Annotated in this window: 10 protein-coding genes; 5 read left to right on the forward strand and 5 right to left on the reverse strand. The window is 61.0% G+C overall.

The features are described from left to right. Window positions 1-352: 352 nt before the first annotated feature. Window positions 353-2,965, reverse strand: a complete 2,613-nt coding sequence (locus DCO47_RS00445) for a hypothetical protein (RefSeq protein WP_256590068.1) — start codon at window positions 2,963-2,965, stop codon at window positions 353-355. A 208-nt stretch (window positions 2,966-3,173) separates the two neighbouring features. On the opposite strand from DCO47_RS00445, the gene DCO47_RS00450 reads away from it, so the two are divergent. The 4 genes from DCO47_RS00450 to DCO47_RS00465 all read left to right on the forward strand — a co-directional run bounded on the left by DCO47_RS00450 (window position 3,174) and on the right by DCO47_RS00465 (window position 12,557). Continuing rightward, entirely contained in the window at window positions 3,174-5,477 is a 2,304-nt protein-coding gene (locus tag DCO47_RS00450; protein WP_064363086.1) for a YgiQ family radical SAM protein, read from the forward strand. Window positions 5,478-5,816: 339 nt separating this feature from the next. Next, the gene (locus tag DCO47_RS00455; protein ID WP_116657197.1) at window positions 5,817-9,092 is read left to right on the forward strand and encodes a DUF2126 domain-containing protein; all 3,276 of its coding nucleotides are present in this window, start codon (window positions 5,817-5,819) and stop codon (window positions 9,090-9,092) included. A gap of 88 nt (window positions 9,093-9,180) precedes the next feature. Then, window positions 9,181-11,667: a circularly permuted type 2 ATP-grasp protein gene (locus DCO47_RS00460; RefSeq protein ID WP_116657198.1), complete on the forward strand. Its 2,487-nt coding sequence runs from the start codon at window positions 9,181-9,183 to the stop codon at window positions 11,665-11,667. Further along, window positions 11,667-12,557: a transglutaminase family protein gene (locus DCO47_RS00465; protein ID WP_116657199.1), complete on the forward strand. Its 891-nt coding sequence runs from the start codon at window positions 11,667-11,669 to the stop codon at window positions 12,555-12,557. The genes DCO47_RS00460 and DCO47_RS00465 overlap by 1 nt, the downstream gene beginning before the upstream one ends. A 205-nt stretch (window positions 12,558-12,762) precedes the next feature. Here DCO47_RS00465 and DCO47_RS00475 read toward each other — a convergent pair whose 3' ends face one another. Then, window positions 12,763-12,951 (reverse strand): hypothetical protein, encoded by a 189-nt coding sequence (locus DCO47_RS00475; RefSeq protein WP_016771927.1) that lies wholly within the window; start codon window positions 12,949-12,951, stop codon window positions 12,763-12,765. A gap of 68 nt (window positions 12,952-13,019) precedes the next feature. Beyond that, window positions 13,020-13,607 carry a TIGR00730 family Rossman fold protein gene (locus tag DCO47_RS00480; RefSeq protein ID WP_042608963.1) on the reverse strand — a complete coding sequence of 196 codons (588 nt, stop codon included), beginning with the start codon at window positions 13,605-13,607 and terminating at the stop codon, window positions 13,020-13,022. A 342-nt stretch (window positions 13,608-13,949) separates the two neighbouring features. On the opposite strand from DCO47_RS00480, the gene azu reads away from it, so the two are divergent. Continuing rightward, the gene (gene azu, locus DCO47_RS00485; protein ID WP_076565430.1) at window positions 13,950-14,393 is read left to right on the forward strand and encodes an azurin; all 444 of its coding nucleotides are present in this window, start codon (window positions 13,950-13,952) and stop codon (window positions 14,391-14,393) included. A gap of 124 nt (window positions 14,394-14,517) precedes the next feature. Here the strand turns inward: azu and nadE are convergent, their stop codons facing one another. Further along, entirely contained in the window at window positions 14,518-15,345 is an 828-nt protein-coding gene (gene nadE, locus DCO47_RS00490) for an ammonia-dependent NAD(+) synthetase (protein ID WP_116657201.1), read from the reverse strand. 4 nt (window positions 15,346-15,349) lie between these two features. After that, window positions 15,350-16,573 (reverse strand): nicotinate phosphoribosyltransferase, encoded by a 1,224-nt coding sequence (gene pncB / locus DCO47_RS00495; protein ID WP_042608959.1) that lies wholly within the window; start codon window positions 16,571-16,573, stop codon window positions 15,350-15,352. Window positions 16,574-16,744: the final 171 nt, after the last annotated feature.

A 16,744-nucleotide genomic window follows, 5' to 3' on the forward strand; every position in this document is an offset into this window, starting at 1 on the left:
ACTTGCCCCATGCGCATTATCAATGGGCGACCCGGGCTGATGAACCGTGACGCCTGGTGCCGGCTCGATCGCGTCGATATCGGCTGGCGTTGGCAAGCGGCCCGGTCGTGATGACTGCCCACCGGGTATCGAGATATCTGAAGCTGTGCGCAGTGGCAAGTCGAGACGCGGGGTGTCCACGTCTGGCACAGCGTTTTGCCGAACCGGGGGGTTGCCGGAACTGTTTCCTCTTGGAGGCGATTTAACGGGCATGTCTTTCTATCCTTGCAGGGTTTGCGCATCAGCCCGACTGAACGGGAACTGATGGCAGGGTCGGCGTCATTGCCTGATGGATCGTGTTGTCCCGAGTCCTTCACTCAGCCCTGGCGGGCACAGCAGCCGGGTTGGCCAGTGCAAATATTTTGCTCGCGGTCTTGCCATCGAAGGTCTGGCGCCAGATCGCCACGTGCGGCAAGCCGGCCTGTTCGTCACGGCGCTGAGCGTCGATGCCGCGTCGGCTCTGTTCTAGGGTTTTAAGGTGGCCGCCCCGTGTGGTGAAACTCAGGGGCGGGGCGTCGCGCTGGTCATAGTGGAAATGTGCCTCCCACAGCGGTGCGTCATTGGCGCGATCAGTGATCGAATAAACGTCGAGAAACGACTTGCTCTTGCCTTTGCCCAACTGCTTGCGATCAACGGTTTTGCTCACGCTGACTTCGTCGGCATCCATCAGATAATTCAAACGCATGATGTCGAGCACGTCGCTGTTCTTGTACATGCGCACAAGAACGCTTCGGCCATGCGCTTCCAGTAACCTGGCAGCGGTTCGCAAACGCGCAGCCAGGTCGAGGATTTCGCGGTCACCGGGCGCGTCCTCATGGCCTTCCAGGCGTCTCGCCTGCTCGTTCATACGCTCGGTTTCTTTGCTCAGGTCTTCGACAATCTCGCTCGGATTGGCTTTTCTGGTTTCATCCACCCTGGCCTTGGCAACGTGTTGTTCGACATCGGTCAGTAACCGTTTCGCCTCGGCGACCAGCTGGGGTCTTGGGGTGCTGGCGATAGGCGGTCGCACTGGCAACCATTCACCCTGTCTTTTTTCATAGCGGGCGGAGGGAGAGCCTGGGCGCAACGGGTCTGGAACCCTGACGATGACATTGCCGTCCTGAGCGGTTTCCGTTTCGCCGACCAGAACCCGGTAGGTGCCGTGTTGGCGGACCCGGAAAACTTTTCTCGGTGTCAGGGGGCGGGGACTTTCGGAAGGGTCGGGCTGCGCTGGCAGGAAATCGAAATCGATGTCGTGGTCGATGTCGGGCAGTTCCCGATCGCGGCCGATCGATTCCAGAATGCCGCTGAGCCTGTTTTCGATCCGCGTCTCGAGTGGATCAATCAGATTGAGGATTTCCCTGAGATACCCGGCCTTCACAGCATCGGTGTCAGCGTTGGCGACCAGTTGCATTGCAAATCGGGACCTGTCCGCCCTGATCTGGTCAAGGCTCAAGAGCAGCGCCATCGGGTGCTCGTGTTGCGGAATGTTTTTCAGGTCTCCGGTGACCAGGTCGACACAGGAAAGCGATGGCATGGTGGTATTGGGCGAATGGTCTGGCGTGCCCGCATAAAGGTGTACGTAAAGGGTCAGCTTGTTGAAGTTGATGCGCTCGGCCGACGGTACTTGCTGCCTGATTTCTTCGAGTATCGGCTCCGCTCCAGGCGCGGCTTTTCTGATTTCTGCCAACACCACTTCACGTTCTTCGATAAACCTCAGTTTCTTGTTCAGGTGAGGAATGATCTTTTTGCAACTGTCGGCATCCAGCCTGGAAATCGTAGGCTTGACCCTCAGGTCCATGACCGCCATGAGGCGGTTGAGGAATTCGCCGCGTTCTATGCGAAAGGTGTGCAGTTCCTCCTTGAACAACCCGCCGGCTTTGGCAAGGACCAGCCATTTCCTGTTGAGTACCAGCGATTCCACGAAATCCGCCTGCTTTTGCACATGCTTGAGCAGGTGCACTTCAAGGCTCAGCAATTTTGCGTTTCGCTCTGCGCTGCCCTCTGGCAGTTTCCGGGTTTCTTCCCAGAGGGTGTTATGACGTGCCGACGAGTTGGTCAAATCGGTGTGGGCCTTGTGAAAAGGCTCATACATCTGCATCAGCGTATCTTTACTCAAGCGCGCAATCTCTGCGTCCTGAATGACTTTTTTCAGGTCTGGCAGGTGATAGACCCAGCGACTGCCGTCATCGCGCCTGACCGGCCGCGTCTCGCCGCTGCGGCTGGCCCGGTAGATGTTTGCGCTGTCGGCTGCCACGGGGTCTTTCTGGTTGACGATACGCCAGGCTTTTTGTGTCGCAGTGGAGGCGCTCACATCGTGCATGACCTGATAAACGTGATTGTGCAGGGTCAGGTATAGCCGACCCTCATGGCGCACCAACCCGTCGCTGTCGACCTTGGCGTCGGTGATATGCACAGACTTGTGAAACGTCTGCAGGTGAGTGTCGGCCAACGTAACGGCGTCACCGTCGTTGAGCGAATGCCACAGTCCGCTGCCAGTGTCACGCAGCATGAGCGGACCCGAGGCAACCCGCTCGGCGGCGAGTTGGGCGCGGTAGAGGCCGGTCTGCGGATCGACTCCGACCAACACGATGCCGCCATCCGCGACATCGACGTATTCGCGTCCTTTGTACGTCCTCAAACCCTCGGTATTGGCGAGGGACAAGCGTTCAGGAGCCGGGATTCGATAGCGCTCCAGCGATTGTGGCCCTGTGGCGCCCCTTTCTACCGAGGCCGTAGTCGCATGCGCTATGACGACGGGAGATTGTCTTGTCAGCTCAGGGCCGGCTGTGCCGTGAGTGCCGAGCGGCCGCACCGCAGGAGGGGTGGACAGGGACGGTTCAGGCTGCGTCCGTGGCGCTCGCCCGCTATGGCCTGGCTGCGGCGAATCCGGGCTGGTCGGAAGATTGACTTTGATGCTGCCCTTGGCGGGCTGTTTGGGTGACATTGCTTCATCCTTGAAGGGTTGTCACATCAGTCGGCACAGATGCTCGACTAATGGATGTTGTATTGGAACGCTGATTTTTTTCACTGTGACGGGCTGTCAGGCAGGCTCGACGTGGTTGTAAGAGAAACCGACCATTGCCGTCGGAATTGGTTAATTTTTGTGCTATATTCCGCGCCCGCGATTTTTCACTTCAACACCGGTCGTCGACATGCAAGCAGCCAAGCCGTTATTTGACTATCCAAAATATTGGGCCGAATGTTTCGGGCCAGCGCCATTCCTGCCGATGAGCAGGGAGGAGATGGATCAGCTTGGCTGGGATTCGTGCGACATCATCATTGTTACCGGAGATGCCTACGTCGATCATCCGTCGTTCGGCATGGCGATCATCGGCCGGCTGCTGGAGTCGCAAGGCTTCCGCGTCGGGATCATCGCGCAGCCGAACTGGCAGTCCAAAGACGACTTCATGAAGCTCGGCGAGCCGAACCTGTTCTTCGGCGTCGCGGCGGGCAACATGGACTCGATGATCAACCGCTACACCGCGGACAAGAAAATCCGCTCCGATGACGCGTACACGCCCGGCGGCATGGCCGGCAAACGTCCGGATCGCGCGAGCCTGGTCTACAGCCAGCGCTGCAAGGAAGCCTACAAGCACGTGCCGATCGTGCTCGGCGGCATCGAAGCCTCGCTGCGCCGCATCGCCCACTACGACTATTGGCAGGATCGCGTGCGCAACTCGATCCTGATCGACGCCAGCGCCGACATTCTGCTGTACGGCAACGCCGAGCGGGCCATTGTCGAAGTTGCCCAGCGTCTTTCGTGGGGCCACAAGATCGAAGACATCACCGATGTTCGCGGCACCGCGTTCATCCGTCGCGATACGCCACAGGGCTGGTATGAAGTCGACTCCACGCGCATCGACCGTCCGGGCAAGGTCGACAAGATCATCAACCCGTACGTGAATACCCAGGACACTCAGGCCTGCGCCATCGAGCAGGAAAAAGGCCCGGTCGAAGATCCGCAGGAAGCCAAGGTTGTGCAGATTCTGGCCAGCCCGCGCATGACCCGCGACAAGACCGTGATCCGCCTGCCGTCGATGGAGAAGGTGCGTAACGATCCGGTTCTGTACGCCCACGCCAACCGCGTGTTGCACCTGGAAACCAACCCGGGCAACGCCCGTGCGCTGGTGCAGAAACATGGCGAGGTCGATGTCTGGTTCAACCCGCCGCCGATTCCGATGACCACCGAAGAAATGGACTACGTGTTCGGCATGCCGTACGCACGTGTGCCGCACCCGGCGTACGGCAAGGAAAAGATCCCCGCCTACGACATGATCCGTTTCTCGGTGAACATCATGCGTGGCTGTTTTGGTGGCTGCACTTTCTGCTCGATCACCGAGCACGAAGGGCGGATCATCCAGAACCGTTCCGAAGAGTCGATCATTCGCGAAATCGAAGAGATCCGCGACAAGGTCCCGGGCTTTACCGGCGTCATTTCCGACCTCGGCGGCCCGACTGCGAACATGTACCGCATTGCCTGCAAGAGCCCGGAAATCGAATCCGCGTGCCGCAAGCCGTCCTGCGTGTTCCCCGGTATCTGCCCGAACCTGAACACCGACCACTCGTCGCTGATTCAGCTGTACCGCAGCGCCCGTGCGTTGCCGGGTGTGAAGAAGATTCTGATTGCCTCCGGGCTGCGTTACGACCTCGCCGTCGAGTCGCCGGAGTACGTCAAGGAGCTGGTGACCCACCACGTCGGCGGTTACCTGAAGATCGCCCCGGAACACACCGAGGAAGGCCCGCTCAACCAGATGATGAAACCGGGCATCGGTAGCTATGACAAGTTCAAGCGCATGTTCGAGAAGTACACCAAGGAAGCGGGCAAGGAGCAGTACCTGATTCCGTACTTCATCGCCGCCCACCCGGGCACCACCGACGAAGACATGATGAACCTCGCCCTGTGGCTCAAGGGCAACGGCTTCCGCGCCGACCAGGTGCAGGCGTTCTACCCGTCGCCGATGGCCACCGCCACGGCGATGTACCACTCGGGCAAGAACCCGCTGCGCAAGGTCACCTACAAGAGCGACGGCGTGACCATCGTCAAGAGCGAAGAGCAGCGTCGCCTGCACAAGGCATTCTTGCGTTACCACGATCCGAAAGGCTGGCCGATGCTGCGTGAAGCGTTGGTGCGCATGGGCCGCGCCGATCTGATCGGCTCGGGCAAGGATCAGTTGATTCCGGCGCATCAGCCGACGACCGACAGCTACCAGAGTGCCCGTCGCAAGAACTCGACGCCGGCCGGCAGCCACAAGGTCGCCAAAGAGAAGACCACCAAGATCCTCACCCAGCACACCGGCCTGCCGCCGCGTGCCAGTGATGGCGGTAATCCCTGGGACAAGCGTGAACAGGCCAAGGCTGCGGCATTTGCCCGCAACCAGCAGGCGGCCAAGGAGCGCAAGGATGCGGCGAAGGGCAAAGGACCGAAGCCGACGCGCAAGCCGGTCGTGCCGCGCTAAATACTGCTTAAGCTGAACAGAACGCCAACCTCCGGGTTGGCGTTTTGCATTTCAGGCCTCAGGAAATTAGTTGTTGCCGCTAGCCTCTTCGCGAGCAGGCTCGCTCCCACAGGGGAGCGCAATCCAAATGTGGGAGCGAGCCTGCTCGCGAAAGCGTCCGATCAAACACGGCAAGAATCAGCGTCCGCAACATTTGCGTGCAACTGAGCCAAAGCATTTCCTCGCATCGCCCGGTTTTGGTGCTGTACTGCCTTGAGCATTTCGAGAAAGCGCGCTGGCCTGTGCATGGCATAAGTCTTGCGCGCTTTCCTCTACGCCCAGGCTCGCAGGAGGCACGCCGTGTCGATTCATGTCGCATTGCATCACGTCACGCATTATCGCTACGACCGCGCTGTCGAACTCGGCCCGCAGATCGTCCGCCTGCGCCCGGCGCCCCACAGTCGCACGCGGATTCTGTCCTATGCGCTGAAAGTCTCGCCCGAGCAGCATTTCATCAACTGGCAACAAGACCCTCAGGGCAATTACCTGGCACGCCTGGTATTCCCGGAAAAAACCACAGAGCTGCGCATCGAAGTCGATCTGCTCGCCGAGATGGCGGTGTTCAACCCGTTCGACTTCTTCCTCGAACCCTACGCCGAAAAAATCCCGTTCAGCTACGCCGCCGATGAGCGCAAGGAGCTGGCGCCGTACCTGGAAATCTTGCCGCTGACCCCGACCTTCAAGGCTTACCTGGACAGCATCGACCGCACGCCGCTGCCTGCCGTGGATTTTCTGGTGGCGCTCAATCAGCGTCTCAGCGAAGACATCGGTTACCTGATTCGCATGGAACCGGGCGTGCAAACCCCGGAGCACACTCTCCAGCACGCTTCTGGCTCCTGCCGCGACTCGGCATGGCTGCTGGTGCAGTTGCTGCGCAATCTCGGTCTGGCGGCACGGTTTGTCTCCGGTTACCTGATTCAACTGACCGCCGACGTGAAAAGCCTCGACGGCCCGTCCGGCACCGACGTCGACTTCACCGACCTGCATGCCTGGTGCGAGGTGTATCTGCCGGGTGCCGGCTGGATCGGCCTTGATGCCACGTCCGGGCTGTTCGCTGGTGAAGGACATATCCCGTTGGCCTGCAGTCCCGATCCGTCCTCGGCGGCGCCGATCAGTGGTCTGGTCGAACCTTGCGAAACGCAGTTCAGCCACGAGATGTCAGTCGAGCGAATCTGGGAAGCGCCGAGGGTCACCAGGCCCTACACCGATGAGCAATGGCGGGCGATCCAGGCGCTGGGCCGGCAGATCGACGCCGACCTGCTCGAAGGCGATGTGCGCCTGACCATGGGCGGCGAGCCGACCTTCGTCTCCATCGATGACCCCGACGGCGCCGAATGGAACACCGCCGCGCTGGGGCCGGACAAGCGTCGGCTGTCCGCCGAACTGTTCCAGCGCATGCGCAAGCAGTACGCGCCGCAGGGGCTGGTGCATTTCGGCCAGGGCAAGTGGTATCCCGGCGAACAATTGCCGCGCTGGTCGCTCAATTGTTACTGGCGCCGCGACGGACAGCCGATCTGGCACAACGACGCATTGATTGCCGACGAGCAGCAGGACTACGGCGCCGACGGCGAACTGGCCGGGCGCTTTCTGGCCAGCGTCGCCGAGCGTCTGAAGTTGCCTGCGCGCTTTGTCTTTCCGGCCTACGAGGATCATCTCTATTACCTGTGGCGCGAGGGCGCGTTGCCCGGCAACGTCAGCGCCGAAGATTCGCGCCTGGAAGATCCGTTGGAGCGCGCCCGGCTGCGCAAGGTTTTCGGTCAGGGCCTGAACAAGGTGATCGGTCAGGTGCTGCCGCTGGCGCGCACGGCCAAGGGCGATCAGTGGCAGAGCGGGCGCTGGTATCTGCGCGATGAACATTGTCGTCTGGTGGCGGGGGATTCGCCCTTGGGGTATCGCTTGCCGCTGGCGTCGCAGCCGTGGGTGAAGGCGGCGGAATATCCGTTCATCCATCCCAACGATCCGAATCAGGACTTTGCCGAGCTGCCGGATCCCGCGCAACTCGGGCTTCACGGCGAGCCGGCTGCGCTGGATGAGCGCGTGCCGAAAATCGATGAGTCCGCTGACTGGCTGACCCGCACCGCATTCTGCGCCGAGGCCCGTGAAGGGCGGCTGTATCTGTTCATGCCACCGCTGGAGCGGGTCGAGGATTATCTGGAACTGGTGGCGGCCATCGAGGCCACCGCCGAGGAACTGCATTGCCCGGTGCTGCTGGAAGGTTATGAGCCGCCGAGTGATCCGCGCCTGAGCAATTTCCGGATCACTCCGGATCCTGGTGTGATCGAGGTCAACGTGCAGCCGTCGGCGACCTGGGACGAGTTGGTCGAGCGCACCGGGTTTCTTTACGAACAGGCGCGGCAAACCCGCCTGACCACCGAGAAATTCATGATTGACGGGCGCCACACCGGTACCGGCGGCGGCAACCATTTCGTCCTCGGCGGCGCGACACCGGCGGATTCACCCTTTCTGCGGCGGCCGGACCTGCTGCGCAGCCTGATCAGTTATTGGCACAACCATCCGTCGCTGTCGTACCTGTTTTCCGGGCTGTTCATCGGCCCGACGTCCCAGGCGCCACGGGTCGATGAGGCGCGCAATGATGCCTTGTACGAATTGGAGATCGCTTTCGCGCAGATACCCGAACCGGGCGAAGAATGCGCGCCGTGGCTGGTTGATCGGCTGTTGCGCAATCTGCTGATCGACGTCACCGGCAACACCCATCGCGCTGAATTCTGCATCGACAAACTGTATTCGCCGGACGGCGCTACCGGGCGTCTCGGTTTGCTTGAATTGCGCGCATTTGAGATGCCGCCCCACGCGCAGATGAGTCTGGCCCAGCAGTTGCTGTTGCGGGCATTGGTTGCAAGGTTCTGGCGCGAGCCTTACGCGCCGCCGAAGCTGGCGCGCTGGGGCACCGAGCTGCACGACCGCTTCCTGCTGCCGCACTTTATCGAGCAGGATTTTGCCGACGTCATCGTCGAGCTCAACCATGCCGGCTATCCTTTGCGCGCGGAGTGGTTCGCTGCGCATCTGGAATTTCGTTTTCCCAAGGTCGGCGACTACGCCGTCAACGGCATCGAGCTGGAGCTGCGCCAGGCCCTCGAACCCTGGCACGTGCTGGGCGAGGAGGGCTCGGCGGGCGGCACGGTGCGCTACGTCGATTCTTCGCTGGAGCGCTTGCAGGTCAAGCTCAACGGCCTGGCGCCGCAGCGGTATCTGCTGACCTGCAATGGCGTCGCGGTGCCGTTGCACACGACCGGACGGGTGGGCGAGTTTGTCGCCGGGGTGCGCTTTCGGGCCTGGCAACCGGCCAACTGTCTGCACCCGACCATCGCGGTGCACGCGCCGCTGGTGTTCGACCTGCTCGATACCTGGATGGGACGTTCGCTGGGCGGTTGCCAGTATCACGTCACCCACCCCGGCGGACGCAATTACGAGACCTTGCCGGTCAACGCCAACGAAGCGGAGAGTCGGCGCATGGCGCGGTTTTTCCGCCTCGGACATACCCCGGGGAAACTTGCGATACCTGAAGTGGACATCAGTGACGAACTGCCGATGACCCTCGATTTGCGACGTTTCTAAGTCTCACGTGACACGCGGATTTTTCGTATATCCGCGTGTCACGTGCCTGCGTTAGTCTGACCGTTCCCTGCTGTCTGCCGAGCTTTCCATGCCTGACCTGCTAGACCGCTACCCGCTGAACGCGGGCACCTACCACGAACTGCTCGACGGCAGCGGCGCAGTGCGTCCGCATTGGCAGCGGCTGCTCGATCAGTTGCAGCGCAGCAGCCCCGCGCAACTGGTGCAACGCCAGGCCCTACTGGCCCGGCAGATTCAGGAAAACGGTGTCACCTACAACGTCTATGCCGACCCCAAAGGCGCCGATCGGCCGTGGGAACTGGATCTGTTGCCCCATGTGATTGCGGCGGATGAGTGGCAGCAATTGTCCGCCGGCATTGCTCAGCGTGGGCGCTTGCTCAATGCGGTGCTGGCGGATCTGTACGGCCCGCAACGGCTGATCAGCGAAGGTCTGCTGCCGGCAGAGCTGGTGTTCGGGCACAACAATTTTCTCTGGCCCTGTCAGGGCATTGCGCCGCCCGAGTCAGCCTTTTTGCATTTGTATGCCGTGGATCTGGCGCGCACGCCGGATGGCCGCTGGTGGGTCACCGCTGATCGCACTCAGGCGCCGTCCGGTGCCGGCTATGCGCTGGAAAACCGCACCATCGTCTCCCGCGCCTTTCCCGATCTGTACCGTGATCTGAAGGTTCAGCATCTCGCCGGATTCTTCCGCACATTGCAGGAAACCCTGGTGCGTCAGGCACCGGAGGGTGATGACGCACCGTTGGTAGTGCTGCTGACCCCAGGGCGTTTCAACGAAAGTTATTTCGAGCATCTGTATCTGGCCCGCCAGCTCGGTTATCCGTTGGTCGAGGGCGGCGATCTGACCGTGCGCAATGCCACGGTGTACCTGAAAACCCTCAGCGGCCTGCGCCGGGTGCACGCGATCATGCGCCGCCTCGACGATGATTTCTGCGACCCGCTGGAGTTGCGTACCGACTCGGCGCTGGGCGTGCCCGGCCTGCTCGAAGCGGTGCGTCAAGGGCGGGTGCTGGTGGCCAATGCGCTGGGCAGCGGGGTGCTGGAATCGCCGGGCCTGTTGGGCTTTCTGCCGAAGATCAACCAATTCCTGTTTGGTGAAGAACTGATCCTGCCGTCGATCGCCACCTGGTGGTGCGGGGAGGCACCAGTGCTGGCGCAAGCGCTGGAAAAACTCCCTGAGCTGTTGATCAAACCGGCGTTCCCGTCGCAAAGCTTCGCCCCGGTGTTCGGCCGTGATTTGAATGAAAGTCAGCGCCTGGAGCTGGCGCAACGTATGCAGGCGCGGCCTTATGCCTATGTCGCGCAAGAACTGGCGCAACTGTCGCAGGCGCCGGTCTGGCAAGCCGATGACGGTCAACTGCAACCCCGCGCGATTGGCATGCGCATGTACGCCGTGGCTAGCCACGATGGCTACCGCGTATTGCCGGGCGGGTTGACCCGAGTGGCGGCCGACGCCGATGCCGAGGTGGTGTCGATGCAGCGCGGCGGGGCGAGCAAGGACACCTGGGTGCTGAGCGATCGTGCGCCGAGTGGCGAGCAGTGGAAGGCACAGCGCAATATCGGCGTGCATGATCTGGTCCGACGCGATCCGTACTTGCCGTCGCGGGTGGTGGAAAACCTGTTCTGGTTCGGCCGCTACTGCGAACGCTGTGACGACAGCGCGCGGCTGCTGCGCATCATGCTCACGCGCTATGTCGATGGTGATGATCCGCAAGCGTTGCAGGCGGCGGTCGATCTCGGTGAGCGACTGGCGCTGTTGCCGGATGAAGGCGAACTGCCGGAACGCTTGCTCGCTGCGTTGCTGGGCGAGGATTGGTCGTTCAGCCTGCGTTCCAACTTGCAGCGCTTGCAGTGGGCCGCCTCGCAAGTGCGCGGCAAGCTGTCCCGCGAGAACTGGCAGGCGCTGGTCGAATTGCAGCGCGAGGCACTGGAGCTGGAAGTCGATGAGCCCGACTTCGGCGAACTGCTGGATTTCCTCAACCGTCTGGTGATGTCGCTGGCGGCGCTGTCGGGGTTTGCCCTGGATGACATGACCCGCGACGAAGGCTGGCGTTTTCTGATGATCGGCCGACGCATCGAACGCTTGCAGTTTCTCAGCAGCAGTCTGGCCGCGTTTCTGCGCGGTGCCGGTGCGTTCGATCAGGCGGGGCTTGAGTGGTTGCTGGAACTGGGCAACAGCAGCATCACCTATCGCTCGCGCTATCTGGCGGTGGCACAGTTGATTCCGGTGCTCGATCTGCTGTTGCTGGATGAGCAGAACCCCCACGCCGTGTTGTTTCAGCTGAAACTGGTGACCCGCACGCTGAAGCGTTTGAACGACGATTTCGCTGCGCCTCGCGAGACCGGATTGCTGCAACTGGTCGAACGCCTGTCGCGATTTGATCTCGGCTGTCTGGAAAATCCGCTGTTCGGCAAATCCAGCGTACGTGCCGCGCTGGACGGTCTGGCCGATCTGTTGCAGGAAATCGCCGAAGCGAGCGGCCAGGTATCGGATCGTCTGGCGTTGCGCCATTTCGCCCATGTCGATGATGTCAGCCAGCGAACGGTGTCGGTGTGATGAGCGCTCAGTATCAGATCTTTCACGACACCTGTTACCAGTACGACAGCCCGGTCTCCCTCGCGCAGCAACTGGCGCACCTGTGGCCGCGCGAATGCAGCTGGCAGCGCTGCACCGAGCAGCAACTGCTGATCAGCCCCGAGCCGACCATGCGCCGCGACGAGCTGGACGTGTTCGGCAATCCGCTGACGCGCCTGGCTTTTGAACGGCCCCATTACCAGTTGCAGGTCAACGCCCGGCTGACGGTTGAGGTGCTGGCGCGACCGGCGCTGGATTTCAATCTGTCCCCGGCGTGGGAGCACACCCGCGATGCGCTGACCTACAGCGGCCAGCCGTTGTCCGCCGACTTGCTCGAAGCCTGTCGCTACCGGTTCCAGTCGCCTTATGTGCATTTGAAGCGCAGCTTCGTCGAGTTCTCGCACAGCTGTTTTCCGCCGGGACGTCCGTTGCTGCTCGGCGTGCAGGCGCTGATGCAGAAGATATTCAGCGAATTCACTTTCGATGCCGAAGCCACCCAAGTGGCGACGCCGCTGGTGGAAGTGCTGGAGCGTCGACGCGGGGTCTGTCAGGACTTTGCTCACCTGATGCTGGCCTGCCTGCGCTCGCGTGGGCTGGCGTCGCGTTATGTCAGCGGCTACCTGCTGACCCAGCCACCGCCGGGGCAGCCACGGCTGATCGGCGCCGACGCTTCCCATGCGTGGGTATCGGTATTCTGCCCGGTATCGGGATGGGTGGATTTCGATCCGACCAACAATGTGCAGCCGGCGCTGGAACACATCACGTTGGCGTGGGGAAGGGACTTCTCCGATGTATCGCCGTTGCGCGGGGTGATTCTCGGTGGCGGTAATCACGACCCGGAAGTGCGGGTCACGGTGATGCCACTGGAGTAACGCAGATCAAACTGTAGGAGTGAGCCTGCTCGCGATGGCGGTGTGTCAGGCGATAAATGTTGTGACTGACACAACGCTATCGCGAGCAGGCTCACTCCTACAAGGGAAATGGGTGTTTTGGAAAGGGCTGTGAGGGCCGGCGGCAGAACCGCCAGCCCCGTCACAAATCCGCAGGGCCTGATTCGATCATCAAACCCGGTGGGGCTCAGGCGTCGGGCGTCTGATCTTTCGGTGCATCGGATGCATCAACATCATCATCGGTCGCCACTTCACCGTCAGGGTTCAGTGCCGCTTCTTCAGCGGTTTGCTTCTTGCGCTGAAGCTTTTCCTCTTTCTTCTGTTCCTTTGCCAGGTCTCGTTGACGTTTGGCGAAGGAGTAATTGGGTTTGGCCATGGGCGATCCTCTGGGGTCGAAGGTGAGGTTGAGCGGCGCGTATTCTGCCCTGTATCGGTGTCCGGGGGTTAACCGGGTTTCTGGTCGACCCACTTGGGCGTGACGGTCGGCTGCCACTGATCGAGGGCGTCGAGCAGGGAATCTGGCGATTCGCTCACTTGCAGCATGTCACGGTGTGGCGCGCGAACGAAGCCTTCACCGACGATATGATCGAGAAAAGCCGTGAGTTTGCTGTAGAAACCGTTCACTTCCAGCAGGCCCAAAGGCTTGCCGTGGTAGCCGAGCTGGCCCCAGGTCCAGACTTCGAACAGCTCTTCCAGCGTGCCGAGGCCGCCGGGCAGGGCGATGAACGCATCGCTGAGTTCGGCCATCCGCGCTTTGCGCGCGTGCATGCCATCGACCACTTCGAGACGGGTCAGGCTTTTGTGGCCGATCTCCTTGTCCATCAGGCTTTGCGGGATGATGCCGATCACTTCGCCGCCAGCAGCCAGGGCCGCATCAGCGACAATGCCCATCAAACCGACGGCGCCACCGCCATAGACCAGGGTCAACTTGCGCTCGGCCAGCGCCCGGCCAAGGGCCACGGCAGCTTCAGTGTAGGCCGGTACGGTACCGGCGTTGGCACCGCAAAACACACAAACGGATTTCAGCGACATGCGTTACTCCTGAGTCGATCAGGCGCACAGGGTAACGGCTGGCACGCTGCGCTCCAAGGACTAGACTTCGCGTTCAGGTGATTCAAAAGTACCGCTGGCGCCACAGGCGTAGGCGGCGAGCAAGCTGCACAACAGACCGTTAAAGAACATGACTGGCACTCCGTTTCAGTAGGTGGGCCGATCATAGGGCTGGCCGTACGAAATGGCCGTTAGATTGTGTCGATGGGTGCCATAGCCTGAAAGTTGTATACAATTTTTGACTCAAGTCATATGAACTTGCGATGATTTCAGGCAGTCTTTCCACCACTAGTGTTTTTGTTAACCCTGCCTTGGAGATTCACCATGTTTTCCAAAGTTGTTGCGGTATCCCTGCTGGCGCTGGCCAGCAGCCAATTGATGGCTGCCGAGTGCAAAACCACCGTTGATTCCACCGATCAGATGACCTTCAACACCAAGGAAATCGTGATCGACAAGAGCTGCAAGACCTTCACCGTCGAACTGACCCACTCCGGCAGCCTGCCGAAGAACGTCATGGGCCATAACCTGGTGATCAGCAAAGAAGCTGACATGCAGCCAATCGCTACCGACGGCCTGGCAGCCGGTATCGACAAGAACTACCTGAAGGATGGCGACGCCCGCATCATCGCCCACACCAAGATCATCGGCGCCAAGGAAACCGATTCGGTGACCTTTGATGTGGCCAAAGTGGCTGACGGTGGCTACGGCTTCTTCTGCTCGTTCCCTGGGCACATCTCGATGATGAAAGGCACTATCGTCGTCAAGTAATCAGGGCCAATGTGGGAGCGAGCCTGCTCGCGAAGAGGCCATCCGCTTCACCGAAAGACTGATGGCCAAAGAAAAAGCCCGCTGAGGATCACTCCTCCGCGGGCTTTTTGATGCCGTTGAAAAATCAAGGCGCAAACGGCATCACGCGCTTGTGATGGGTCTTGTTGTACGTGTCGACAATGATCTTCGCCGCCTCGTCCCGCACCGCTTCACCGTGCAGAAACGCATCGATCTCGGCATAGGTCACGCCGTGCGCCGCTTCGTCCGGTTTGCCTGGCGAAAGATCTTCGAGGTCGGCGGTCGGGACTTTTTCGACCAGCGATTCCGGCGCGCCAAAGTTGCGGGCAATCGCACGCACCTGATTTTTCACCAGGCCGCTGAGCGGGGCGAGGTCGCAGGCGCCGTCGCCGAATTTGGTGAAGAAGCCCATCACCGCTTCTGCCGCATGGTCGGTGCCAATCACCAGACCGCCCGCCACTCCGGCAATCGTGTACTGCGCCACCATGCGCATCCGCGCCTTGGTATTGCCCAGCACGAAATCCACCGACGCCGCCGGTTTGCCTTCGAACGCCGACACCTGAGCCGCCAGTGCCTTGACCGCCGGGCCGATGTTCACGGTGTGGATTTCGTCAGGGGCGATGCAGTCGAGCGAAGCCTTGGCGTCGTGCTCGTCAAACTGGGTTTCATACGGCAGGCGCACGGCGATGAATTTGTAGCGGTCGTCGCCGGTCTTTTCGCGCAGTTCACGTACCGCGCGCTGGGCCAGGAGGCCGGCGGTCAGTGAATCGACGCCGCCGCTGATGCCCAGCACCAGGGTCTTGAGGCCGGACTTAACCAGGCAATCCTGAATGAACGTCAGGCGTCGGGCGACTTCGGCCTGCAGGGCCTGATCGTCGGCGAACGGTGGTTGCACCTTGAGCTGCTCAGCAATCTCACGCTGTACGGCTTGCATGAATTCACTCCTTGCTAGATAGACTGGATTCGGCAGGAACCTGAAACACATGTCGCAAATAGGCGACGAAATTCGGATCTTTGCAGTGGGTCTTGCCGGGCTCGTCGGAAATCTTCGCCACCGGCTGGCCGTTGCAGGCGGTCATTTTAAGCACGATGCTCATCGGTTCGACACCCGGGATGTCGCAGGTGAGGTTGGTGCCGATGCCGAAGCTCACATTGATGCGACCGTGCAGCGCGCGGAAAATCTCCAACGATTTGGGCAGGGTCAGACTGTCGGAAAACACCAGGGTCTTGCTCATCGGGTCGATGCCGAGCTTGTGGTAATGCGCGATGCACTTTTCGCCCCACGCCACCGGGTCCCCGGAATCGTGGCGCAGGCCGTCGAAAAGCTTGGCGAAGAACAGGTCGAAATCGCCAAGGAAGGCGTCGGTAGTGATGCAGTCGGTAAGGGCGATACCGAGCAGGCCCCGGTACTCGCGAACCCAGCAGTCGAGCGCGGCGATCTGGCTGTCGATCAGGCGCGGGCCGAGTTGCTGATGGGCCATGATCCACTCATGGGCCATGGTGCCCAGCGGTTTCATGTCCAGCTCGCGGGACAGATGCACGTTGCTGGTACCGACGAAACGCCCGGGGAAATCATGCTTGAGCACGTTCACCACTTCGGCCTGCACGCCAAAGGAAAAGCGCCGACGCGTGCCGAAATCGGCGACCTGCAATTGCGACAGCTCATCGGCCGAAGCATTGGCGGTCAGCCAGTCGAACTTGCGATACAGCTGTTCGCGTGCCTGCTCCAGCGAGGTTTCGCGGTAGCGATAGCGGTTACGCACCTCGCTGACGATCGCCAGCAGCGGCACTTCGTAAAGGATGACGTGCAGCCATGGCCCGCGCAGGCGGATGAACAGCTCGCCGTTCTCGATGCCGGTATGCAAGTAACGCAGGTTGAAGCGGAACAGACCCAGGAAGCGCAGGAAGTCCGGTTTCAGGAAGGTGATGCGCTCAAGAAAACTCAGCTGATCGGCACTCAGGCTCAGTTCGGCCAAGCGCTCGATCTGATGACGGATCTCGGCCAGATACGGGCGCAGATCCTCGGCGTTGCGGCAGCGGAACTCCCATTCGACTTCGACGTTGGGGTAGTTGTGCAGCACCGCCTGCATCATCGTCAGCTTGTAGAAGTCGGTGTCGAGCAGGTTCTGCACGATGCGATCGGCAAACACACTCTCGCTCATAAACGGGTCTCCAGTTGCGCCGCGCCTTGCGCGGTCTATATCGATGGCGCTAGTGGCGCATATCGGAGGTAGGGATTGCCAGCATTTTTTAAGCACACCGCAGATCGAATGTGGGAGCGAGCCTGCTCGCGAATGCGGTGTGTCAGTTAGAGATGATGTGGCTGACCCGAC

Source organism: Pseudomonas sp. NDM (assembly GCF_003105095.1).
Taxonomy (GTDB): domain Bacteria; phylum Pseudomonadota; class Gammaproteobacteria; order Pseudomonadales; family Pseudomonadaceae; genus Aquipseudomonas; species Aquipseudomonas moraviensis_A.

What these genes read in the sequence shown, in the direction of transcription:
- DCO47_RS00445 (WP_256590068.1), bottom strand. Translation starts at nt 2,965, where the DNA reads ATGTCACCCAAACAGCCCGCCAAGGGCAGCATCAAAGTCAATCTTCCG.
- DCO47_RS00450 (WP_064363086.1), top strand. Translation starts at nt 3,174, where the DNA reads ATGCAAGCAGCCAAGCCGTTATTTGACTATCCAAAATATTGGGCCGAA.
- DCO47_RS00460 (WP_116657198.1), top strand. Translation starts at nt 9,181, where the DNA reads ATGCCTGACCTGCTAGACCGCTACCCGCTGAACGCGGGCACCTACCAC.
- DCO47_RS00465 (WP_116657199.1), top strand. Translation starts at nt 11,667, where the DNA reads ATGAGCGCTCAGTATCAGATCTTTCACGACACCTGTTACCAGTACGAC.
- DCO47_RS00475 (WP_016771927.1), bottom strand. Translation starts at nt 12,951, where the DNA reads ATGGCCAAACCCAATTACTCCTTCGCCAAACGTCAACGAGACCTGGCA.
- DCO47_RS00480 (WP_042608963.1), bottom strand. Translation starts at nt 13,607, where the DNA reads ATGTCGCTGAAATCCGTTTGTGTGTTTTGCGGTGCCAACGCCGGTACC.
- azu (WP_076565430.1), top strand. Translation starts at nt 13,950, where the DNA reads ATGTTTTCCAAAGTTGTTGCGGTATCCCTGCTGGCGCTGGCCAGCAGC.
- nadE (WP_116657201.1), bottom strand. Translation starts at nt 15,345, where the DNA reads ATGCAAGCCGTACAGCGTGAGATTGCTGAGCAGCTCAAGGTGCAACCA.
- pncB (WP_042608959.1), bottom strand. Translation starts at nt 16,573, where the DNA reads ATGAGCGAGAGTGTGTTTGCCGATCGCATCGTGCAGAACCTGCTCGAC.